The organism is Kocuria tytonis (assembly GCF_003226895.2).
Taxonomy (GTDB): Bacteria; Actinomycetota; Actinomycetes; order Actinomycetales; family Micrococcaceae; genus Kocuria; species Kocuria tytonis.
The window spans coordinates 302,542-324,625 of the sequence record NZ_PNJG02000002.1; the positions used below are offsets into that span (position 1 = coordinate 302,542).

A 22,084-nucleotide genomic window follows, 5' to 3' on the forward strand; every position below is an offset into this window, starting at 1 on the left:
CGCCCCGCCGTCGCCGCGGCACGCCCGTGGTGATGCCGCCGCGCCGTTACTGGGTGCCCGCGCGGACGACTCACGTAGGCTCGTGGCAGCGAACACGCACCACCACGGAAGGCGGCCGTCATGAGCGACTCACTGGATCCAGACCTCGCACGGGCACTGCAGCAACCCGCACGATCGGTGCGCGCGGACCCCGCACTGGTGGATGCCGTGCGCGCCGCCGGCGCCCCCGCGCAGTCCCGCCTGCTCGCCCTGACGTCGGACGCGGACACCCCGGAGGACCGCTACGCCGCGGCGGCCGTGCTCGCCGCCGCGTTCCACGACCGCGGCCCCCTGGACCAGGCCGCACGCGGGTACGGAAGCACCCCGCCGCTCGAGCTCTTGGCACTGGCCGATGTTCCCGCACTGCGTCCCGTGCTGCGGGGTGCCCTGTCCTCCCCGATCCGCACCGGGCTGCTCGAGTGGGCCACCACGGCGGACCCTTCGCGGCCGCCCCTCGAGCTCGCCATCGCCGCGCGGGACCTCGGGGTTTCCGACGCCGCCGTCCTGCGCTCCGTGGCCGACCGAGCAGACCGGGTGGCCCAGCAGGGCGCCGCGCGCGACCAGCAGAGCCCGCTGACGCGCTTCGCGCAGGTGCTGCGCCAGGCGGCGGACGCGGGGACGGGCGACGCGGCGTCGTCGTCCGCCGGTGCCTCCCGGCCCTCACCGCAGGAACCCGTGGGAACGGACGGGTTCGCGGTCACGACCACCGGCATCCCCGCGTCCGAGATGCTGAGCGAGGACGAACAGCGCGAGACCCGCCCCCCCGGCCAGACGTTCCCGGGAGACGGTGTGCCCGTGCGGGACTCGATCGCCGGCCCCCGCCCGGAGGCCCCGGAGGGCGAGCGGCGCGGCAGGGACAAGATCTTCGACGCGGACCGCTTCTGGCCCATGGGTCCCCGGCGGACCGACGGCCCGGCCGCACCCCGCGGGGACCACGACGACGCCGCCCGCCCCGGTGGTGCGCCGCGCGCCCCCGAGCAGGACGGCCCGCCCGCGGCCCCGCGCGAGCCCTCCACCACGGAGCTGTACTACGGGGTGGGCAGCGACCGGTACTCGGACCGGGACCCGAACAGCGAGGAGACCCGGTCCGAGGAACGCAGCGTGGCCAAGACGTGGGGCGTGGTGTTCGCGGTGATCGTGCTGATCATCGTGGTCCTGGTGCTGCTGCTGTAGGAGCCCGTGCCAGACCGAGGCCCGGGGAACTCACCGTTTGTCGGAAGAGTTCTTGCCCCCGCGGAATGCGGCTCCCGCACCCAGCGCCGCACCCACGGCGGTCCATGTCGGCAGCCATCCGACGGTGAAGTCGATGTCCTCCACGCCTCCCGACGGCGTCCGTTTGGACAGGGTGATGTTGAACTCGGCCCGCAGCCAGTACAGCAGGGCTCCGAGCAGCGCGAAGCCGATGATCAAGAGTGCTTTCCTCATCTGCGCACCCTCTCACACCCGCACCGGCCACCGGCCTGACCCCCGGCTTTCACGTGGGACTCGCCGGGTAGTGTGGCGGCGTGAGTATCGAGCAGACGGACAGCGGTTCCTGGCACGAGGGCGTCATCGTCAGGGGTGCCCGGCAGAACAACCTCAAGGACGTGTCCCTGGACCTGCCCCGGGACGCCATCGTGGTGTTCACGGGGGTGTCCGGATCGGGGAAGTCGTCCCTCGCGTTCGGCACGCTGTTCGCGGAGTCGCAGCGGCGCTACCTGGAGTCCGTGGCGCCGTACGCGCGGCGGCTCATCGACCAGGCGGGCGTCCCGGACGTGGACGTGATCGAGGGGCTGCCGCCTGCCGTCGCCCTCCAGCAGCAGCGCGGCGGGGGCGGAGCGCGCTCGGACGTGGCCACCGTGACCACGCTGTCGAGCCTGGTCCGGATGCTGTACTCGCGCGCCGGGTGGTACCCCCCGGGGCAGGGGATGCTCTACGCGGAGGACTTCTCCGCGAACACCGTGCAGGGCGCCTGCCCCACCTGCCACGGCATCGGGCAGGTGTACGAGGTCACCGAGGACTCCATGGTCCCGGACCCGTCCCTGACCATCCGCGAGCGCGCCGTCGCCTCCTGGCCCGTGGCGTGGGCGGGACAGAACCAGAGGGACATCCTCGTGTCCCTGGGCTACGACGTGGACACCCCCTGGAAGGACCTCCCGCAGAAGGACCGCGACTGGATCCTCTACACCGAAGAGCGCCCCACGGTGGGCGTGTACCGCGGGCTCAGCCCCAACCAGACGCGCAAGGCCCAGCAAGAGGGTGTGGAGCCCACCTACCAGGGCACGTTCATCGGGGCGCGGCGCTACGTGCTGGACACCTTCGCGAACGCCAAGAGCCCCAGCACCAAGAAGCGCGCGGCCCAGTACCTCACCAGCGAGCTGTGCCCGGAGTGCCACGGCAAGAAGATCAAGAAGGAGGCCCTGTCGGTCACGTTCGAGGGCCTGGACATCGCCGCGTTCTCGCACCTCCCACTCGCGCGCCTCGCGGAGATTGCACGCGCCGTGGCCGCGGACGGCTGGACCCCGAGCGAGGCCGGTCACCTGCCGGACCACGTGCTGGACACCGAGTCCCGCGCGGCCTCCACCGCCTCGCGGGTGGCGCAGGGAGGGGCCTCGCACGACGCCGCCCCGGACGTCCGGCGCACCCCGAACCTCTCGGTGGAGAAGCGTGCCGCCGCCCAGCGCCTGGCCGCGGACCTCGTGGCGCGGCTGGAGCCCATGATCGACCTGGGCCTGGGCTACCTCTCCCTGGACCGCACCACACCCACGCTCTCCGGGGGTGAGCGGCAGCGGCTGCGGCTGGCCACGCAGCTGTCCTCGCAGCTCTTCGGGGTGGTCTACGTCCTCGACGAGCCCTCCGCGGGCCTGCACCCCCGGGACCTGGACGCGCTCATCGGGATCCTGCACGGGCTCAAGGATCGCGGCAACAGTCTGTTCATCGTGGAGCACTCCCTGACCGTGATCCACGAGGCGGACTGGCTCGTGGACATTGGCCCGGACGCCGGCGAGCGCGGCGGGCGGGTGCTCTACAGCGGTAAGCCGAACGGTCTCGCGGACGTTCCCGAGTCCGCGACACGCCGCTACCTCTTCGCTGAGCATGCGCCGTCGGCCGAGGCGCGAGAGCCCCGCACGCCGCAGGGGTGGCTGCAGCTCGAAGGCGTCACGCGCAACAACCTGCGCGGCCTGGGCGTGAGCCTCCCCGCGGGGTGCCTCACCGCCGTCACCGGCATCTCCGGCTCGGGCAAGTCCAGCCTGGTCAGTCAGGCGCTGCCGGTGCTGGTGCGCGAGCGGCTGGGCCACGGCGGCCAGGAGGACACGGAGATCACCGGGGACCCGGAGGCGGATCTGTTGACCGCCGACGACGCCGCGGACGAGGTGCGCGGGCACGTCGTCTCCCTGCCGGGGAGCGTGCGGCGCGTCGTCGTGATCGACCAGAAGCCCATCGGGCGCACCCCGCGCTCCAACGTGGCCACCTACACCGGGCTGTTCGACGCCGTCCGCAAGCTCTACGCGGCAACCGACGAGGCGAAACGGCGCGGCTACAAGGCCGGGCGGTTCTCGTTCAACGTGGCCGGCGGTCGCTGCCCCACGTGCGAGGGCGAGGGCAGCGTGATGGTGGAGCTGCTGTTCCTGCCGAGCATCTACGCACCCTGCCCGGACTGCCACGGCACCCGCTACAAGGCCGAGACCCTGGAGGTGCTGTGGCGGGAGCGCTCCGTGGCGGATGTGCTGGCCATGAGCGTGGACGAGGCGCACACGTTCTTCGAGGGCGAGGACGCCGTCCACCACACCCTGGGCGTGCTGCAGGACGTGGGACTCGGCTACCTCCGGCTGGGCCAGCCCGCCACGGAGCTCTCCGGCGGTGAGGCGCAGCGGGTCAAGCTCGCCTCCGAGCTGCAGCGGGCCTCGCGCGGGGACACCCTCTACGTGCTGGACGAGCCCACCGCCGGGCTGCATCCCTCGGACAGCGACCGGCTCATGAACCATCTGCAGGGCCTGGCGGACGCCGGCAACACCGTGGTCATGGCCGAGTTGGACATGCGCGTGGTTGCCCAGGCGGACCACGTGGTGGACATGGGCCCCGGTGCGGGAGCCGACGGCGGCCATGTGGTCGCGGCGGGCACGCCGCACGACGTCGCCGCGCACGCGGACAGCGCCACGGCACCGTACCTGAAGGCCGTCATGGCCTGACGGAGACCTTCTCAAGCAGCGACGAGCCCCACCGTGAGTGCCGTACGGTGGGGCTCGTCGTCGTCCGCGGTTCCTCCGTCTGTCCGGACTCGGTCCGGTCAGACGGTGGCTGCTCAGGCCTTGATCATGCCGTGCGGGTCGATGATGAGCTTGTCATCCGAGCCGGCATCGAAGGCCGCGTAGGCCTCAGGCACCTCGTCGAGGCTGATGACCTTGGTGTTGAGCATCTTGCTCAGGTACGGCATGCGGTCCCAGAGGATCGACATCATGAGCTCACGGTTGTAGTGCATGATGGGCGCCTGGCCAGCAGAGATGCGCGGGGACTTGATCCATGCCTTGCCGAAGTCGATGGGGTACGTACCCTCCTGCTCCGCCTTCGAGGACGCCAGCGGATCCGGGCCGTAGACGCCGATGATACCCGTGGCACCGCCCGCGCGGGTGGCGTCCAGGACCTGGTTCACGGCGTACGCGGGATCCATGTTCTCCGCCTCGGAGCCGATGCCGTGGGCCTCGGTGCCCACGTAGTCCACCGCGCAGTCGACCATGGGCTCGCCCAGGATCGCCTCGATCTGCTCGGTCAGCGGGACGTCTTCGGAGAGGTCGATGGTCTCGCAGCCGTTCTGCCGCACGAGATCCAGCCGCTCCTTGCTGTAGTCGCCCACAATGATGCAGGACGCCCCGAGCAGCCGTGCCGCGGCGGCCCCGCAACGGCCCACGGGCCCGGCGCCCGCGATGTAGACCGTAGAACCGGGCTTGGCGCCCGCCTCCATGAGGCCGTGGAATGCGGTGGGCAGGATGTCGGAGAGCAGAGCGAGGTCCCGGATCTTCTCCATGGCCTGGTCCCGGTCCGGGAAGCGCAGCAGCTGGAAGTCCGCGTACGGCACGAACATGTACTCAGACTGTCCGCCGTCCCAGTTGCCCAGGTTGAACCCGTACGCGGCGCACGCGGTGTCCGGGTTGGTGGTCTCGCACACTTCGGTGCGTCCGGCACGACAGTTACGGCAACGGCCGCACGCCACGTTGAACGGCACGGAGACGAGGTCTCCCTCGCTCAAGAACTCGACGTCCGAGCCTACTTCCACGACCTCCCCGGTCATCTCGTGGCCCATGCGCATGCCCTCAGGCACGGGGAACGAGCCGCGGTAGATGTGCAGGTCGCTACCGCAAATGTTCGTGGCCACGATCCTGAGGATGACGCCGTGCGGGGCCTTCTTCCCGTTCGGCATGACGAGCTTTGGGTACTCCACCGTGTCCACCTGCATGTTGCCGGTGCCGTGGAAGACTACTGCGCGATTGCCGTCTGCCATCTTCACCACTCCTTCGGACCCGCCGCACGCGGGGCGCGGGGCCATGGGGACGGTGCCGTCGGTTGGCGGCACCGTGGCCCATCCTTGCCGATGTCCTGGGGAAATGCCAGAAATTTCCCTGAACTGGGCCTTGCTGAGAAACGTTCTCCGTTGCGCTGTGAACCGTTCTCATCTCCTCCGGCGGCACTCGCGACAGGCCCGGTTGCCGCTGCGGGCACAATGACCGCATGAGCCTCCAGCTGCGCCCCGAGCACCCCAACGACGCCGCGGCCGTCCACGCGCTAGCCGCCCGCGCCTTCGAGTCCGCCCCGTGGCCGTGGACCCGGCCCGGCAGGGCGAGGGCATCGGCTCACGGCTCATGACCGCCCTGGTCCAGCGCGCCGCCGAGGCCGGGCAGGCGGTCCTGGTGCTGCTGGGCGACCCGGAATTCTACTCACGCTTCGAGTTCGTCCCGGCCTCCCGGATCGGCATCACCGGGGAGCCCAAGTGGGGCGAGTTCTTCCAGGCCGCGCCGCTGGGGGACGGCGGCGTCGTCGACCCGGGCGAGTACCGCGGCCCGCGCGGCTGCTACGAGTACGCCGAACCGTTCGCACGTCTCGGCTGAGTCGGGCTCCGCCCGGTGTGACCTGCGACACCGTAGGGTGGATCCCGGAAGGGACGTCGGGGCGTGGCAGCACCCCGGCACGGGGGTCCTGCCACGGCTGCCGCGTGCGGGGGCGCGCCGGGGGTGACCGTTCGACGTCGTCCACCGGGGTCCCGCGCCGGACGGGGGAACACCGAGATGACCGAGCCCGAGAAGCAGCGCGGCCACGCCGCCCACCGAGCCGAGCGTCGAGGCCCGAGCAGGGCCCTGCTGTGGATCGCCCTCGCCGTGCTGGCGATCATCGGCTCCACCGTGTTCGCGCTCTCCCGCCTGGCCCCGGACGACGACGCCGCCCCCGGCGGTTCCGAGGCGAGCGGCCCCGCCGGTGCCGCGAGCGTGGGAGGCGAGGAGCCCGTCGTCGTGGGCCCGTCGAAGACCACGGCGGGAACGTGGGCCGCAGTGCTGCAGGACCCCGCCGTGGAGCTGGGCGCCCCGGGCGAGGACACCGGGACCCGCGAGCTGATCTCCCGTGCGCTGGGCGAGGCGCGGGACGGTCAGGCGGAGCGCGCGGCCACCGAGCAGGCCATGAAGCGGCGCGCCCGCACGGAGGGGGACGCCGCCCCCGTGCAGGACGCGGCGCGGCGCCTGCAGCAGGTCGCCGAGGACCCCGCACCGAGCACTGCGCCCGCGGCGGACCCGAGCGCCCCCGCGTATGCCGCGGGGGCGCAGCACCCCGCAGCCACCGTGGTCACGCGCGGCGAGTGGGAGGACTACCGCTCCCGGCACGCGGACACGACGCTCGTGGCCAGCACCCCGGGCAACCGCCCCGCCTCCGAGGCACCCACCGCGGACGACGCCGCCCTGACGCGGGCCCTCGGGCAGTGGCAGCACCTCGCGGAGCCGTTCCACGCGCTCGTGGCCATCGACGTCTCCGGGTCCATGGGCACGAAGGCCCTGCCGGACGGCTCCACGCGCATGGACCTCACCAAGGCGGCGGCCACCACTGCCGTGGGGCTGTTCCCCGAGCACGACGCCCTCGGGCTGTGGACGTTCGAGCGGCACCTGGACGGGGACAAGGACTACCGCAGCGTGACCCCGGTGCGCGAGCTCTCCGCTTCCGTGGACGGCGGCACCCAGCGGGACCAGCTCTCCCAGGACGTCCAGTCCCTGACGTTCTCCCCGGACGGCTACACAGGCCTGTACGACACCACCCTGGCCGCCTACCGCCAGGTGCTCCACGACGACGCCCCCGGTCACCTGCGCACGGTCATCGTGCTCTCCGACGGCATGAACCACGACCCCGACTCGATTGCGCTGGACGAGCTGCTCTCCATGCTGAAGGCCGAGCAGGACGCCGAGAACCCGGTGCGGATCATCACCGTGGGGGTCTCGAAAGACGCGGACGCCACGGTGCTGCGGCAGATCGCGGAGGCCACCGGCGGCTCGTCCCACGTGGCGCGCACGCCGCAGGACATCCAGAAGGTGTTCGTGGACGCGCTGACGGGGGCCTGAGGGGCGCCCGTCGCAGACGCGGGCGCGGTCTCGGGCGGCGACGCGTGAGGTGCGGTTCTGCCAAGGATTTTCGCGACGAGGCGGGCAGAAATGCACCTCACGCGCTTCGGGCACTGAGAACACCTCGGATCTAGCGGTAGACCTCCCGACGGTGTCCGATCCTCAGCACCAGGATCACCAGCTCCCCATCGAGGATCTCGTAGATGACGCGATGGTCGCCCACCCAGATACGCATCTCCCCCGCGCCGCCCTTCAACTGGATGAAGCCCGGTGGGCGTGGGGCCCGGGCAAGTTTCCCGATTGCTTCCCGAAGACGCCGCGCAGTGCCCTGGCCCAGCTTGCGCAGCGTCGTCGCCGCCGAGGCCGCATAGCTGATCGCGTAGGCCATGGCAGGGTCTCAGATGCCGAGTTCTCGCCGCAGGTCCTCGTGGGAGACCCGTGGCTCCTGCTCGGCGCGCGCTTCTGCCGCCGCCCGGGCATCGGCCACGTCCTCGAGGGCCGCCACCGCACGGTCGTAGAACTCGGGCGAGACCACGACGGCACGTCGTCCCGCGCCCCTCGAGGTGATCTCGACTGGCTCGCGTTGGGCAGTTGCGATGTAGTCGCTCTGCTGGTTGCGGAACTGGGAAAGCGTCACGGAGACCATATCGAAAGCGTGCAACTTGTACGTTTGTGCCGCTGCTGATGGGGGGGGTAGTGATGTGCGAACAGATATTCAATTGGTGCTTTGGCTTTGTCCCCACGGACTAGTATGCGGACATGATTGAGACCAGTCGTCTCCTACTTCGCCGACCCTTCCCCGCTGACATCGATGCCGTCTATGCATACCGGTCCCGAGCAGATGTCGCCCGCTACTTGAGTGCAGGAACGTGGACCCGCCAGAAAACTGGCGAGGAAATCGATACCTATGCCGATGCACAGCTGAATAGACCCGGCGACGAATTGGTGCTCCTGGCCGAGCTCCGCACCACCCGGGAAGTCGTCGGCGAGGTGGGACTGAAGTGGACCGACGCGGACAACGCCGCCGAAATCGGGTACGTGTTCAACCCTGCTTACATGGGGAGGGGCCTGGCCTCCGAAGCTGTCTCCGGTGTTCTCTCCGCAGCCCTCGGCGCATGGGCTTCACCCGGGTCAGTGCGCGAACCGATGCTGACGACCGGGCCTCCCGTTTGCTGTGTGAGCGGGTGGGAATGACGCTCGCCTCCCGCTCTCTGAGCGCAGATGGGCGCGACGTGGAAGAAGCAACCTACATCAAATCCCGCGCGTAGTGATCTCTGTACGGGATCAGGACACCATCAAGCCCCCGCAGCCACAAGTTCCGCTGTGAATCCTGCAGAATTCTCCAGCCAGCCAGCATAGTGCTCAGGGCCACCGGCACGGGGATAGCGCTCCTGGTACAGCGGGCACCAGCCATGCTCGGGGGCAGCTCGCATGATCTCATCCACACGTGCGGATCGGCCCGCGGTGAATGCGAGATGGTTTACCCCCGGGGCTCAACGGTCGTGGACAGCACCGGAAAGATTCGGCGACGTGGTCAGCGTGAGATAAGCGCCCCCTCCTGACCAGTACTCGCCCTCAACCTACTTACCCGACTGGCTGAACCCAAGTTCCTCGAGGAGCCAACCCCACTCGGACCGCGCCTGAGCCAGATCAGCCACCCATACTTCGACATGATGAAATCCCGTCATGGATCCCTGGTGCCACCCTCGAAAAGACTGGCCGTTCGACCATGGTGTCGCCTCCCCGGTCGCACCTACCGTGGTGGGATGGCTACCACCACTTCGTCCCGAGCCCCCTGGCTCCTCGTTCTCGGCGTCCTGCTGGCCGTCGCGGCCGCGGCACTGATCACGTTCACCGACCTCGCCTGGCGCGGCCTCATCGGCTGGCCGCTGCTGGTGGTGGCACTGCTCCTGGTGGTGACCGGCGGCATCCGTCGCGGTCAGCGGCGGAGGGACACCCACCGAGCCTGAGACCCTCGAAGCGGCCCGCGCTTCGCGGGGTCGCACCGCCCCACCGCACCCGGGCATGACACGAGCCGCGCCCCCGGTCTCCCGGGAGCGCGGCTCGCGTTCGCTCCGATCCCAGACCTCGAATGTCCGGGGCCAGCAGCCGGTCGGCCTGCGGGCGCCCGGCCCCCGGGACCCGCAGGCCGCCGAGCGCCGGGCGTCAGGCATGACGCCGCCGGGTCAGCGCACCAGCTCGTCCACCACCCGCTGCATGGACTGGCTGTGGTTGCCGAAGCGGTGCATGGTGATGGACACGGCCTGCTCGGCCAGCATGTACATCATCTCCACGCGCCCGGTGCCCACCACGTCCTCGGTGATCAGGGCGATGTCCGGGTGCTCGGCGCGCACCGCGTAGAGGTCCTTGAGGTCCTCCTCGGAGCTGCCCCACGGGGAGATCACGCGGACGCGGGCGCCGTGGCGGACGTCGAGGGCGTCGTCGTCCAGAGCGCGCAGGTCCGAGAGCTGACCCAGCGGGCCCAGGGAACCGGTGCCCAGGGCGTGCGCGAACCCGGCGTCGGACGCCGGGTTCAGTACCGTGGCGAACAGCCCGTTCACGGCTGCGGGCAGCGAGTCCGCGGCGCTGAGGACCACCTGCGAACCCGAGCGCACGGCCGCGAGGCCCACGCGCAGGACGTCCGTGAGGGACGCACCCTCCTGGGCGCGCACTACCACGGTGCGGGGGCGGTAGCGGAACAGGTTGGCCTCGCTGCGCAGGGCGGTGGGGTCCTTGACCTGGCCGAACTCGCGCTGCCACTCGGACTGGTCCGACTGCGCGGCGCGGCGCAGCCACACGAGGTCCTCGTCCGAGATCAGCGGGGTCACGGCGTCCAGCGCGCGGTGCACGCGCGGATCCAGGACCCACGCACCGGCCGCACCGCGGTCCGTGCTGGAGTCCGAGAACCCGGCGCGCTTCCAGCGGCCCAGCGATGCCAGGTAGTTGGGGCCGCCGGCCTTCGCACCCAGGCCCACGGAGGAGCGCTTCCAGCCGCCGAACGGCTGACGCTGCACGATCGCGCCGGTAATCCCGCGGTTCACGTAGAGGTTGCCGGCCTGCACGGAGTCCACCCAGCGCAGGATCTCGTCCGCGTCCAGGGAGTGGATGCCCGCGGTGAGCCCGTAGTCCGTGGCGTTCTGCAGCTCCACGGCCTCCTCGAGGCTGTCCGCGGCCATGAGTCCCAGGACGGGGCCGAAGCACTCGGTGAGGTGGAAGAAGGATCCGGGCTTCACGCCCGTGCGGATCCCGGGACGCCACAGCCGCCCGGAGTCGTCCAGCTGCTTCGGCTCGATGAGCCACTCCTCGCCCGGCTCCAGCTTGGTGAGCCCGCGCAGGAGCTTGTCCGAGGGCTGCTCCACGGTGGGGCCCACGGTGGCCTGCAGGTTCACGGGCCAGTCCACCACCATGGAGGAGGCGGCGTCCACGAGCTGGCGGCGGAACCTCTCGGACGTGGCCACGGAGCCCACCAGGATGCCGAGCGACGCCGCGGAGCACTTCTGCCCCGCGTGCCCGAAGGCGCTGGAGACGAGGTCCCACACCGCCTGGTCCCGGTCCGCGCTGGGGGTGATCACCAGGGCGTTCTTGCCGGAGGTCTCCGCGGTGAGCGGGCGCTGCGGATCCCACGAGGCGAACAGCTGCGCGGTCTCGTACGCGCCGGTGAGCACCACGCGCTCCACGTCCGGGTGGGAGATCAGCGTCTTGCCGGCCTCGCCCTCCACGGCGTCCACGAGCTGCAGCACGTCGCGCGGCACACCGGCCTCCCACAGCGCCTCGCACACCGCGGTGGAGCAGCGGCGGGACTCGGGGGACGGCTTGTGGATCACGGCCGAGCCGGTGGCCAGGGGCGCCACGGTGGTGCCCGTGGGGATGGCCAGCGGGAAGTTCCACGGCGGGGTCACCACGGTCACGGCGTGCGGCACGAAGTCGCCGCCGTCCACGAACTCCAGCTCCAGCGCGCGGCGGGCGTAGTAGCGGCAGAAGTCCACGGCCTCGGAGACCTCGGGGTCCGCCTGCTCCAGCACCTTGCCGGTCTCGGCACCCGCCACGGCCATGAGGTGGCCGCGGCGCGCGGCGAGGATGTCCGCGGCGCGGTTGAGGATCTCGGCGCGCTCACGGGCGGGGGTGTCCGCCCAGCGCTTGCCTGCGGCCTTGGCGGTGGCCACGACGTCGTTCACGGCCTGCACGGCCTCGTCCGAGTCCTGGTCCATGTCCTTCAGCAGCTCGGGCACGGCCACGGAGGCGTACCACTCGCTGCTGCCGATCTTCTCGGCCAGGGTCTCGGCCCAGCGCTGGTTGGCGGGCACGGAGACGTCCGTGTCCGGCTCGTTGCGGAACGGCTCGTCCAGCGGGATGGTGGGGGTCTCCCCCACGGTCTCCGCGCTGCGGTCCTGCACGCGGCGCGGTGAGGGCACCTGCGGGTCCTGCTCGAGGTCCGCGAGGGCGGCGCGGAAGCGGCCCTCCTCGCGCTGGAACACCCAGTTGTCCGGGCCCAGGTCGAAGATCCCGGACATGAAGTTCTCGCTCGCGGAGTTCTCCTCGAGCCGGCGCACCAGGTAGGACACGGCGACGTCGAACTCCGCGGGCTTCACGGCCGGAACGTAGAGCAGCAGCTGGCCCACGTCCGTAGCTACGGCCTCGCTCTGCGCGGTGGCCATGCCCTGCAGCATCTCGAACTCGATGCGGTCGGTCACGCCGCGCTGCTCCGCGAGCAGGTGCGCGAAGGCGATGTCGAACAGGTTGTGCCCGGCCACGCCCAGGCGCATGCCCTTCATGCGCTCAGGGTGGAACAGCCAGGCCAGCACCCGCTTGTAGTTGGTGTCCGTGGCCTGCTTGGACTCCATGGTGGCCAGCGGCCAGCCGTGCGTCTCGGCGTCCACGTTCTCCATGGCCAGGTTGGCGCCCTTGACCAGGCGCACCTTGATCTGGGCGCCTCCGTCCGCCACGCGCTGCGCGGACCACTCGGAGAGCCGCTCCACGGCGCTGAGCGCGTCCGGGAGGTAGGCCTGGACCACGATGCCGGCCTCGAGGTTCTTCAGCTGCGGCTTGTCGAGCAGCCGCTTGAACACCTCGATGGTCAGCTCCAGGTCCGAGTAGACCTCCATGTCCAGGTTGATGAACATCTTCCCGGTGCCCTTGGTGGCCGCGGTCTCGTACAGCGGCAGCAGCCGCTCCACCACGCGCTCGGCGGTGCGCTCGAAGCCCCAGTGGGACAGCTGCGGCACCACGGAGGAGACCTTCAGGGAGACGTAGTCCACGTCGTCGCGGCGCAGCAGGCCCTCGGCGTCCGCGAGGTGCTTCTTGGCCTCGTCCTCGCCCAGCACCTCCTCGCCCAGGAGGTTGATGTTGAGCCGGTGGCCCTGCTGCTTGATGTTCTTCACGGACTTGCCGAACGGCCCGGGGCGGGCGTCCACGACCATGTGGCCCACCATCTGGCGCAGCCGGGTGCGCGCGGCGGGGACCACCACGGAGGGCAGCGCTCCGGAGAGCACGGTGCCCGCCTGGATCTGCGCGCGGTCCGCCACGGACATGGACTGCGGGGTCAGCTTGGTGATGTCCTGCAGCGCCTTTGCCGCAGCCTTCGTGTCCTCCGTGCGGATCACGCGGTCCACGAAGCCCACCGTGAACTCCAGCCCGTTCGGGTCCTGGAGCACGGCGGCCAGACGGTCCTCCGCGGGGTTCTTCTGCTTGTTCCTGCGCTGATTCTCCTGCGCCCGCTGCAGCCAGGTGCGCACGAGTTCCACGGCGGAGTCGGCGAGGGCGTGGGGATCAGTCACGGTATTGACGGTGCGTGCCATTGCAGCGCCTCCAAGGTCTCGGCCCGGCGACGGTGCCGAGGCACTCCCTCGGCCACCAGCCGAGTCACACCGGGCCCGGCGTAGCTGGTGCGCTCACGCTACCGTGCGCCTCTGGGTCGCCAGTAATCGGTTCCGCCCCGAATCCGGCACATGACGCCCCGCACCGTCGTCCGCCTCGCACGGGGGTCACGACGACGCCGCACGGCCGCCTCCCGCGCGCCCCGCACCCGGCTGCCGGCGGCCGTGCACGGCTCCCCGGGCGGCGTCGTGGCCCGTTGCGTCAGGAGGCGTCCGGGGCGGTCTCCGCCTGCAGGATGTCGAGCACGCGGATCAGGCGAAGGTGCGCCTCCACCTGGGGGAAGTTGCCCGTGGCGCGGTGCTGGGTGGGCGAGTACGTGGAGGGCAGCAGACCCAGCTCGTTGGCGGTGCCCAGGGCCACGTCCGTGAGGCGCACCGCGTCCTGCGTGTGCCCGCACAGCGCGAGCTGCTCGGCCAGCTGCAGCGTGGCGGAGACGGACGGCGCGGACTGGCCCGCGAAGCCGTCCTGGCCGATCGAGGACGCGAACGCCTCGACGTCGTCCAGGTCCGTGAGCTGCGGCAGGTTGCGGTAGCGGTGCAGCAGCCCGGAGCTGTCCGTGAGCTCGGTACGGATGCGCTGGACGGTGCCGAGCATGCGCTCGTCGTCGTAGGCCACGAAGCCCACCATGGGCAGGTGCAGCAGGGAGGCGTCCACGTCCGTGGAGCCGTAGTACTGCACGAACGATCCCACCTGGGGGTCGTAGCCGCTGGTCCAGATCTCGTGCGCGAGCTGGTCCCGGTGCTCCTCCCACGTCTCCACGTCACCGGGCAGGCCGTGGATGCGCACCGCGTCCACACCCGCCTGCATGGCGGCCCACATCATCACGCGCGAGTGCGTGTAGTACTGGGGCTCGCCGCGCATCTCCCAGATGCCCTGGTCCTTCTCCTCGTAGTTGGCCACCACGGCGCGCAGCAGCGCCTGCTGCAGCGGCCACGAGAGGTGGTCCTCCTGCACACCGCGCCGGCGCAGCATCTCGAACACGCGCAGCACGTGCCCGGCCACGTCCGACTGGTAGTGGCTGCCGGAGGAGTTGCCGTCCCGCACGGGCCGCGAGCGCTCGTAGCCCGGCAGGTCCACCAGGCGCTCGCGGATCTGGGGGGAGCCGTCCAGCGTGTAGATGTTCGAGGGGTTGTTGACGTCCCCGGCCACCGCGCGCAGCAGCCAGTTGCGCAGCTGGGCGGCCTCACGGTCGTGGCCGTGGTCCAGCATGACCTCCAGCGCGGACGCGGCATCCCGGGGCCACGAGAGCCGGTGGTCCCAGTTGCGCTCCGCGCCCACGACCTCCGGCAGGGACGTGGTGGGGGCACCGATCAGCCCGCCCGTGGCCTGATGCATCAGTCCGCGCACCACCAACAGGCTGCGCCGGACGAGGTCCGCGGGCTCGTCGTCCATGGCCGTGAGCGTGAACCCGCCCAGGGCGGCGCCCTCGTGGTGGGGGCGGTCCCCGTGACGGCCCACGTCCCGTGCCGAGGGGCGCTCGGAGGTGTCGAGGTCCCCGGCGCCCGCACCGGAGGCGTGCAGCGCGGGCGGCTGCTCGTCCGGGTCCGTGTGGTTCATGGCCGCGGGATCCGTGAGGGGGTCGTAGGGCTCGTAGCGCTCCGTCCACTCCTGCCACAGGTTCACGGTGGCCGTCAGCGTCTCGTTCACGTCCACCGCCTCCGGGGGCACGCCGTGGGACGGGAACCACGTGAGCGTGAAGTCCCGGGTCTGCCCGGCCGCCACCGTGAAGGATCCCGCGTGGCGGCGCTTGGACCGGTCAGGGTCCGCCTCGGGCAGCGGGTCCCCGTGGAAGACCACGGAGTCCGGCCCGGCCATCCCCACCAGAACCGATTCGGCGGCCGCGTCCTCCGACTCGTCCTCCAGGACGTCGAAGCGGCTCAGCCACGGGACCGAGGAGCCGTAGTTGAAGCGCAGCCGGATGTCCTGGAACATCTCCACCTCACCCGTGAGACCCTCCACCCGGCGGATCAGCTCGGTGCGTGCGTTCAGGGGCATGAAGTCCGTGACGCGCACGGTGCCGGTGTCCGTGGACCACACCGTGTGCAGCACGAAGGTGTTCTCCGCGTAGAAGCGCTCCACCGCGATGACGCCGGGCAGGGACATGTCCACCGCGGCGTCGTCGTCCACCGCGCAGTACGGCGCGAGCAGCCAGCGACCGTGGTCCGGGGTGCCCAGCAGGGCCGCGAACAGCGCCGGGGAGTCGTAGCGCGGAACGCACCACCAGTCCACCGAGCCGTGCCGGGAGACCAGGGGCCCGCTGCGCATGTTGGACAGCAGGGCGTAGTCCTCGATCTTGGAAGCCATGCCCCCAGAATCTCACGAACGCGCGGGCGGCTCACGCAGCTCGCAGGTCTGGCCGAACGGCCGATGCCCCGTGAGCGGCGCCTCGATACGGTGGATGGTTCACCGGTTTCCGGCCGGGCCCGTTCGGGGCCGGCCGGTGGACCGCACGCACCCGCGAGACCCGCAGGAGAACACCTTCATGACTCTGCCCCGCCAGCCCGCACCCCAGCCCACCCAGCCCGGTGAGCCGGTGGGACCGGTCAAGGCGATCGGCAACTTCGTCCGCAAGGGGTTCCAGTTCTCAGGCAGGGCATCCCGCTCCGAATACTGGTGGATCGCGCTGTACTCGTTCCTGTTGTCCGGCGCAGCCGAGTACGCGACGTCCCAGAACGAGCACTGGGTGGAAGACTCCGGCGTTTTCGGCGGCGCCGCAGGACTGGTCATCGCCCTGGTCGTCCTGGCTGCGGCGATTCTCGTGGCCATCTTCAGCAGTGCCCTCACCGTGCGTCGGCTGCACGACATCAACTGTTCCGGATGGTGGTGGCTGCTGAATCTGTTCCTTTTCCTGGGGTCCCTCGCGCTGCTCATCATGGCTGCCCTGTCGCCGGACCCCCGCGGTGCGCGCTTCGACAACCCGAATCCCCGCAGGCCGCAGAACGGTGTGACCGCCTGAGAACCGTCCATGCTTTCTTCGTGGTAGCGGCGATCACACCGCGCCGGTTCGGCCACCACCACCCCCGCTCCTCCGTGAGCCCATGACCAGACAGAGGAACACCATGGCATTGCCCATCCAGTCCATGCTCCGCACCAGCCAGCCCGGCGAGCCCGTGGGGCCACTGGCAGCGGTCAGCACGTGTCTCCGCAAGGGGTTCCAGTTCTCCGGGCGGGCCTCCCGCTCCGAGTACTGGTGGATCACGCTGTATGTGATCCTCCTTTCAGCCGCCCAGCAGCTGTTGGAGAGCCGGTTGGCGAGGAGAAAGCCGAAACCGACGGAGCACCAGCGCGATGCCCGGCTGCTCCCCGTTCTCGGTGCGCTCGCGGGTGTCACCGCGCTGGTCACCTGCAACGTCTCGCTGTCCGTCCGCAGGCTGCACGACGTGAACCGCTCCGGCTGGTGGTTCCTGCTGACCTTCATCCCGGGGCCGGGCACCATCGCACTGCTGGTCATGGCGGCGCTGCCCTCTAACCCCCGCGGAGCACGGTTCGACCGGCGCCGATCCTGACACTCGAAGAACGACGGCGCAGCCCGTCCCGTGCGCACCGCACCTCACCAGGCCCATCCCCTTACGGGGTGCGCACCCGCCACTCACTCCACACTTTCAACTCACTCAGGAGCGGCATCATGACCCTGCCCCACCAACCGGTCTACTACGACACCCAGCCCGGCGAGCACGTGGGGCCGGTCAAGGCGATCGGCAACTTCCTGCGGAAGGGCACCACGTTCTCCGGGCGGGCCTCACGCTCCGAATACTGGTGGATCGCGCTCTGCATGGCCCTGCTGTCGGGGGCCTCCAGGCTCGCGGAGGACCGCGGGTACCTCGAGTGGCCGGACGTGGCCGGCGGGCTCGCCATCGTCCTGGCCGTGCTCGCATTGGTGATGCTGCTGGCCGTGGCGCTGCTGTGCATCTTCTTCACGGCGCTGTCCGTCCGCCGCCTGCATGACTGCAACCTGTCCGGGCTGTGGTTCCTGCTGGTCCTTCTCCCGGGGCCGGGCCACATTGCGCTGCTCGTCATGGCGCTGCTGCCGCCGGATCCGCGCGGCATGCGCTTCGACCCGCAGCCGCGGCCCGCCCCCGCACTCGTCTCCCGGTTCTGACACGCACACGCTCCCGGGCCGCACTCGCCGCAGTTGCACCGCCCGGGTGCGCACTCCCCCACGACGCGCCCCGGCCCGGATGCTTGCCCCACCCGCCCTCCCGTCCTAAAGTTCGGTATACCGAACTATTGGATTCACCGTGGCGAAGGAGCAGATGTGGCGGGACTCGTACGGGCATGGCGAGCGGCAGTTGTGGCAGTGGCGGGAGCGCTCGCCCTGAGCGGCTGCGGGGCCGGGCCCCTCAAAGATGCGGCCTCCGACAGGCCCACCGTGCTGACCACCTTCACCGTGCTCGCGGACATGACCTCCGCGGTGGCCGGGGACCACGTGAACGTGGAGTCCATCACCAAGCCGGGCGCGGAGATCCACGACTACGAGCCCACCCCGATGGACGTCACCAAGGCCGCCAAGGCGCAGCTGGTCCTGGACAACGGCCTGCACCTGGAGCAGTGGCTGGAACAGTTCACGTCCTCCGCGAACGTGCCCCACACGGTGGTCTCCGAGGACGTGGATCCCATGGACATCGCCGACGCCCCCGGGACCCCCAACCCGCACGCCTGGATGAGCCCCACCAACGGGCAGCGCTACGTGGACAACATCGTCACCGCGCTGAGCGATCTGGACCCCGAGCACGCCGAGCAGTTCCGCGAGAACGGGGAGACGTACAAGGCGCAGCTCCACCAGATCGGCGCCGACCTGAAGAAGAAGCTGGACGCCCTGCCGCGCAACGAGCGCGCCCTGGTCACGTGCGAGGGGGCCTTCTCCTACCTGGCACGGGACGCCGGACTGAGCGAGAAGTACATCTGGCCGGTCAACGCGGAGCAGGAGGCCACCCCGCAGCAGGTGAGCTCCGCCATCGAGTTCGTGGACCGGCACAGGGTGCCCGCCGTGTTCTGCGAGTCCACGGTCTCGGACAAGCCCATGAAACAGGTGGCGGAGGCCACCGGTGCCCACTACGGCGGAACGCTCTACGTGGACTCCCTCTCGGAGCCGGACGGTCCCGTCCCCACCTACCTGGACCTGCTGCGCCACGACGCGGACACCATTGCCCGCGGCCTGTCCCGGGAGGAGCGGTGACGCCGGCGATCCGGGCGCGCGGCGTCGTCGTCGACTACGGCAGCGTGCGCGCCCTGGACGGCGTGGACCTGGAGATCACGGCCGGGCACGTGACGGGGCTCGTGGGGATGAACGGTTCCGGGAAGTCCACGCTGTTCAAGGCGCTCATGGGAACGGTTCGGCTCGACGCCGGCGAGGTGCGGCTGCACGGGATGGACCCGAGGTCGGCCCGGAAGCAGGGCGTGGTGGGGTACGTGCCGCAGAGCGAGGACGTGGACTGGGCGTTCCCGCTGTCCGTGCGGGACGTGGTCATGACCGGGCGCTACGGACACATGGGGTTCACCCGTCGGGCGCGCCCCGTGGACCGGGACGCCGTGGCCGACGCCCTGGACCGCGTGGAGCTCACCGAGCTGGCCGGGCGGCAGATCGGGCAGCTCTCCGGCGGGCAGCGCAAGCGCGTGTTCGTGGCGCGGGCGATCGCCCAGGGTGCGCGGATCATGCTCCTGGACGAGCCGTTCGCGGGCGTTGACAAGCGCAGCGAGGCGACCATCGTGCGGCTGCTGCACGAGCTCGCCGCGCAGGGCTGCGCCGTGGTGGTGGCCACCCACGACCTGCAGGCGCTGCCGTCGCTCGCGCGGGACGTGGTGCTGCTGCGCCGGCACGTGCTGTTCCACGGTCCGGTCGCGGAGGGGCTCGCCCCGGAGCACCTGGCGCGCACCTTCGGGCTGGACGTCCTCTCCCGTCCCGCGGACCCGTCCGACGGCTCCGCACGGGACGACGACGACGCCGCCCCCGCGGACCGCACGCCGCTCACCACCGACACCCCGCACCGAGGAGGCCGCCCATGAGCATGCTGGATCTGCTCGCCCAGCCGCTGGAGTACGAGTTCATGCTGCGCGCGCTGGTCACCACCGTGGCGGCGGCGTCCGTGTGCGCGGTGCTCTCGTGCTGGCTGGTGCTCGTGGGGTGGTCGCTCATGGGGGACGCCGTGTCCCACGCGGTGCTGCCCGGCGTGGTGCTCGCCTACATCCTGGGCATCCCGTTCACCGTGGGGGCGCTGATTGCGGGCGTGCTCGCGGTGGTGCTGATCGGCGGGCTGCGCGGGACCAGCAGGATCAAGGAGGACGCATCGATCGGGATCGTGTTCACGTCCCTGTTCGCGCTCGGTCTGGTGCTCATCTCGGTCACGCCCAGCCAGACGAACCTCTCCCACATCATCTTCGGCAACGTGCTGGGCATTTCCGCGGCGGAGCAGCTGCAGATCTGCGCGCTGGCGGTCGTGGCGCTGGTGATCATGGTGCTCAAGCGCCGCGACCTCACCCTCTACGCGTTCGACCCGCAGCACGCCCACGCGATCGGGCTGTCCCCCCGGCTGCTGGGTGCGCTGCTGCTCGGGCTGCTCGCGGTGACCTCGGTGGCCGCCCTGCAGGTGGTGGGGGTGGTGCTCGTGGTGGCCATGCTCATCATCCCCGGAGCCACCGCGCACCTGCTCACCGACCGGTTCGGCGCCATGCTGGTGATCGCGCCCTGCATCTCGGCCGCCGCCGCGGTGCTGGGGATCTACCTCAGCTACTGGCTCAACGCCTCACCGGGCGGACTGGTGGTGCTGGTGCACGCGGCGGTCTTCGCGCTCGCGTACCTGCTCAGCCCCGCGCACGGGGTGCTGGGCAGCAGACTCGCCGCACGACGTCGCCGGCGGGCGTTGGTGGGGTAGGGCGCCTCCGCGCTCGGGCGGAGTTCGGGCCGGTCCAGCGGTGTCCCGCGCCCTCCCCCTGCGCCGCGAGACCCGCTTGCGCGCGTCGAGCAGGCGTCGATTCCGGTCGCTCCACGGACCCCGAGCGGCAGCGCTATGAACTTCGGCCCTGCCCCTGGGCGGCACGTTTCCGTTCCTGCTGCCGGGCGTAGTAGGCACGGGACCGGTTCCGGTCCCCGCAGTCGCTGGTGACGCACCAGCGCCGGTTCCGCCGGGGTGACGTGTCGAGGTACACCCACCCGCAGGTGGCGTCCTCGCACTGGTGGAGCCGGTCGAGGTCGTCGCGGCTCATGAGATCCATCAGGCCGCGCGTGATGCGGTGGCGGGCAGTCGCCATCGTGAGCTCGTTGTCGGACCAGCGCCAGCCGGCGCCGTGGCGGGACAGGTGGGAGTGCCCCAGGGTGGTCCGGTAGGCGGTGGCAATGGCCTCCGCCGCGTACTCGTCACCGTGGAACAGTGCCTCGTAGACCCGCTCGCGCAGCGCGACGACCCGATCCAGTTCAGCGGCGGCGGTGCGCGGATCCTCTCCGGCAAGAGCCTGGAGCTGTTCCTGCTCAGTCGCATCGAGCAGCCCGGACTCCCGGCACCACGTAAGCACGCGGTCGTAGGAGGTCAGATCCTCCTCCCGCCCGGGGCCGCCGAGCCGCCACTCCACGGTGTTGACCAAATCGAGCATCCGGTCGCCCGCGATGTGGCTGAACTCCGTCATGCACCCTCCTCACAGACACGTCAAGTCTTGCATGTGAGGGTGATCCGGGCTTGACTCTCACAGGTAAGCGCTTTTTCACCCGTGAGAAATACTCTCGGCCACCGCCGTCCACCGGCGCACCACCCCGCCGCACGAGAAAGAGACCCCCTCATGTCGCTACGCCTGTCGCACACCACCTGGGACGCCATCGACCCGCACACCGTCGCCGAGTTCTGGCGCGAGCTCACGAACTGGGCGATCCACGAACCCGGCTGCTACCACCCGGGCTCCGACGAGTGCTACCTGGTGACCCCCGAGGGCTACATCGTGCTCTTCTTCAGGGTGCCGGACGCCAAGAAGGTGAAGAACCGGGCCCACATGGACCTCGTCCCCCAGGGAGCCTCCCAGGAGGCGGAGATCGCGCGGGCCCTCCGCCTGGGAGCGGTCATGGTCGACGACCGCCGCCACGACCTGGGCTGGGCCGTCATGGCGGATCCCGAGGGCAACGAGTTCTGCATCCTCTGACCCGGGGTCGGTGCCGAGGGGTGCCCGACGTCCACGGGGAAGCGGGTCTCAGCGCCCGTTCCCTCAGACCTGTCCACCGAAGACCAATTCGTAATACGCTTATGCCATGGAGACGGTGAACGGCGTCCCGGTGACGGACGAGATGATCCAGGAGTGGGCAGACGAGGCGGAGCGCGGCTACGACGTGGAGACACTGCGCAAGCGTGGCCGCAAACCCCTGGGAGACGGCCCGGCACGGGTGGTCCCGGTGCGTCTCGACAACTCGTTGCTGGCTGCGCTGGACGCGCGGGCCGAAGAAGAGCACCTCAGCCGCTCCAGTGTCATCCGCGCGGCACTGCGCTCCTACGTGGCGTAGAGATCAACGGAACGGCGCTCAAGCACGGCATCTCTGAAGAGGACATCCTCCACGCTGCGACCAACAAGGTCTTCGAGAGCGATCTGGACGAGGGCCGTGGCCGAACTGGTGTGCACATCCCTTG

General features: G+C 70.6%; 20 protein-coding genes and 2 pseudogenes. 14 read left to right on the top strand and 8 right to left on the bottom strand.

Going from position 1 to position 22,084, the window contains the following annotated elements; all coding sequences use genetic code 11:
* Positions 1–120 precede the first annotated feature (120 nt).
* Positions 121–1,212, top strand: coding sequence for a hypothetical protein (locus C1C97_RS07250; protein ID WP_121030913.1), 1,092 nt, complete (start codon positions 121–123; stop codon positions 1,210–1,212).
* A gap of 30 nt (positions 1,213–1,242) precedes the next feature.
* On the opposite strand, the gene C1C97_RS07255 is transcribed toward C1C97_RS07250, so the two are convergent.
* Positions 1,243–1,464 (bottom strand): hypothetical protein, encoded by a 222-nt coding sequence (locus C1C97_RS07255; RefSeq protein ID WP_147406059.1) that lies wholly within the window; start codon positions 1,462–1,464, stop codon positions 1,243–1,245.
* A gap of 80 nt (positions 1,465–1,544) precedes the next feature.
* On the opposite strand from C1C97_RS07255, the gene C1C97_RS07260 reads away from it, so the two are divergent.
* Positions 1,545–4,208 carry an excinuclease ABC subunit UvrA gene (locus C1C97_RS07260; RefSeq protein WP_121030915.1) on the top strand — a complete coding sequence of 888 codons (2,664 nt, stop codon included), beginning with the start codon at positions 1,545–1,547 and terminating at the stop codon, positions 4,206–4,208.
* 113 nt (positions 4,209–4,321) lie between these two features.
* Here C1C97_RS07260 and C1C97_RS07265 read toward each other — a convergent pair whose 3' ends face one another.
* Positions 4,322–5,515, bottom strand: a complete 1,194-nt coding sequence (locus C1C97_RS07265; RefSeq protein ID WP_121031436.1) for a glutathione-independent formaldehyde dehydrogenase — start codon at positions 5,513–5,515, stop codon at positions 4,322–4,324.
* Between the two features lie 298 nt (positions 5,516–5,813).
* On the opposite strand from C1C97_RS07265, the pseudogene C1C97_RS07270 reads away from it, so the two are divergent.
* Positions 5,814–6,119 (top strand): annotated as a pseudogene (locus tag C1C97_RS07270) (GNAT family N-acetyltransferase); the annotation flags it as partial.
* 177 nt (positions 6,120–6,296) lie between these two features.
* Positions 6,297–7,610 carry a VWA domain-containing protein gene (locus tag C1C97_RS07275; RefSeq protein WP_121030919.1) on the top strand — a complete coding sequence of 438 codons (1,314 nt, stop codon included), beginning with the start codon at positions 6,297–6,299 and terminating at the stop codon, positions 7,608–7,610.
* Between the two features lie 130 nt (positions 7,611–7,740).
* Here C1C97_RS07275 and C1C97_RS07280 read toward each other — a convergent pair whose 3' ends face one another.
* Both C1C97_RS07280 and C1C97_RS07285 read right to left on the bottom strand, forming a co-directional pair.
* Positions 7,741–7,998, bottom strand: a complete 258-nt coding sequence (locus C1C97_RS07280) for a type II toxin-antitoxin system RelE family toxin (protein WP_121030921.1) — start codon at positions 7,996–7,998, stop codon at positions 7,741–7,743.
* Between the two features lie 9 nt (positions 7,999–8,007).
* Complete coding sequence (locus C1C97_RS07285; protein ID WP_110919586.1) at positions 8,008–8,256, bottom strand: type II toxin-antitoxin system prevent-host-death family antitoxin; 249 nt, start codon at positions 8,254–8,256, stop codon at positions 8,008–8,010.
* Between the two features lie 113 nt (positions 8,257–8,369).
* Between C1C97_RS07285 and C1C97_RS07290 the strand changes: the two genes are divergently transcribed.
* Positions 8,370–8,804 (top strand): GNAT family N-acetyltransferase, encoded by a 435-nt coding sequence (locus C1C97_RS07290; protein WP_233542802.1) that lies wholly within the window; start codon positions 8,370–8,372, stop codon positions 8,802–8,804.
* 101 nt (positions 8,805–8,905) lie between these two features.
* Here the strand turns inward: C1C97_RS07290 and C1C97_RS12515 are convergent.
* A pseudogene (locus tag C1C97_RS12515) lies at positions 8,906–9,298 on the bottom strand (VOC family protein).
* 78 nt (positions 9,299–9,376) lie between these two features.
* Here C1C97_RS12515 and C1C97_RS07300 point away from each other — a divergent pair.
* Positions 9,377–9,580 carry a hypothetical protein gene (locus tag C1C97_RS07300; RefSeq protein WP_058955505.1) on the top strand — a complete coding sequence of 68 codons (204 nt, stop codon included), beginning with the start codon at positions 9,377–9,379 and terminating at the stop codon, positions 9,578–9,580.
* Between the two features lie 216 nt (positions 9,581–9,796).
* Here C1C97_RS07300 and C1C97_RS07305 read toward each other — a convergent pair whose 3' ends face one another.
* Positions 9,797–13,405, bottom strand: coding sequence for a bifunctional proline dehydrogenase/L-glutamate gamma-semialdehyde dehydrogenase (locus C1C97_RS07305; RefSeq protein WP_121030923.1), 3,609 nt, complete (start codon positions 13,403–13,405; stop codon positions 9,797–9,799).
* A 280-nt stretch (positions 13,406–13,685) separates the two neighbouring features.
* A complete protein-coding gene (locus C1C97_RS07310) occupies positions 13,686–15,788 on the bottom strand; it encodes a glycoside hydrolase family 15 protein (protein WP_121030925.1) in 2,103 nt (700 codons plus the stop codon).
* A 178-nt stretch (positions 15,789–15,966) separates the two neighbouring features.
* Here C1C97_RS07310 and C1C97_RS07315 point away from each other — a divergent pair, with 178 nt between their 5' ends.
* The 6 genes from C1C97_RS07315 to C1C97_RS07340 all read left to right on the top strand — a co-directional run bounded on the left by C1C97_RS07315 (position 15,967) and on the right by C1C97_RS07340 (position 20,353).
* Positions 15,967–16,440 carry a DUF805 domain-containing protein gene (locus C1C97_RS07315; RefSeq protein ID WP_121030927.1) on the top strand — a complete coding sequence of 158 codons (474 nt, stop codon included), beginning with the start codon at positions 15,967–15,969 and terminating at the stop codon, positions 16,438–16,440.
* Positions 16,441–16,543: 103 nt separating this feature from the next.
* Complete coding sequence (locus C1C97_RS07320) at positions 16,544–16,990, top strand: DUF805 domain-containing protein (protein ID WP_233542803.1); 447 nt, start codon at positions 16,544–16,546, stop codon at positions 16,988–16,990.
* Positions 16,991–17,109: 119 nt separating this feature from the next.
* Complete coding sequence (locus tag C1C97_RS07325) at positions 17,110–17,583, top strand: DUF805 domain-containing protein (protein ID WP_121030929.1); 474 nt, start codon at positions 17,110–17,112, stop codon at positions 17,581–17,583.
* 156 nt (positions 17,584–17,739) lie between these two features.
* A complete protein-coding gene (locus C1C97_RS07330) occupies positions 17,740–18,660 on the top strand; it encodes a metal ABC transporter substrate-binding protein (protein ID WP_121030931.1) in 921 nt (306 codons plus the stop codon).
* A complete protein-coding gene (locus tag C1C97_RS07335; protein ID WP_121030933.1) occupies positions 18,657–19,487 on the top strand; it encodes a metal ABC transporter ATP-binding protein in 831 nt (276 codons plus the stop codon). The genes C1C97_RS07330 and C1C97_RS07335 overlap by 4 nt, the downstream gene beginning before the upstream one ends.
* The gene (locus C1C97_RS07340; RefSeq protein ID WP_121030935.1) at positions 19,484–20,353 is read left to right on the top strand and encodes a metal ABC transporter permease; all 870 of its coding nucleotides are present in this window, start codon (positions 19,484–19,486) and stop codon (positions 20,351–20,353) included. Before C1C97_RS07335 ends, C1C97_RS07340 begins: the two co-directional genes overlap by 4 nt.
* Positions 20,354–20,486: 133 nt before the next feature.
* On the opposite strand, the gene C1C97_RS07345 is transcribed toward C1C97_RS07340, so the two are convergent.
* Entirely contained in the window at positions 20,487–21,101 is a 615-nt protein-coding gene (locus C1C97_RS07345; RefSeq protein ID WP_121030937.1) for a CGNR zinc finger domain-containing protein, read from the bottom strand.
* A 150-nt stretch (positions 21,102–21,251) separates the two neighbouring features.
* On the opposite strand from C1C97_RS07345, the gene C1C97_RS07350 reads away from it, so the two are divergent.
* Together C1C97_RS07350 and C1C97_RS07355 are read left to right on the top strand one after the other, a co-directional pair.
* Positions 21,252–21,605 (top strand): VOC family protein, encoded by a 354-nt coding sequence (locus C1C97_RS07350; RefSeq protein ID WP_121030939.1) that lies wholly within the window; start codon positions 21,252–21,254, stop codon positions 21,603–21,605.
* Between the two features lie 106 nt (positions 21,606–21,711).
* On the top strand, positions 21,712–21,960 hold the full coding sequence (locus tag C1C97_RS07355) for a ribbon-helix-helix domain-containing protein (protein ID WP_121030941.1): 249 nt from the start codon (positions 21,712–21,714) through the stop codon (positions 21,958–21,960).
* Positions 21,961–22,084: the final 124 nt, after the last annotated feature.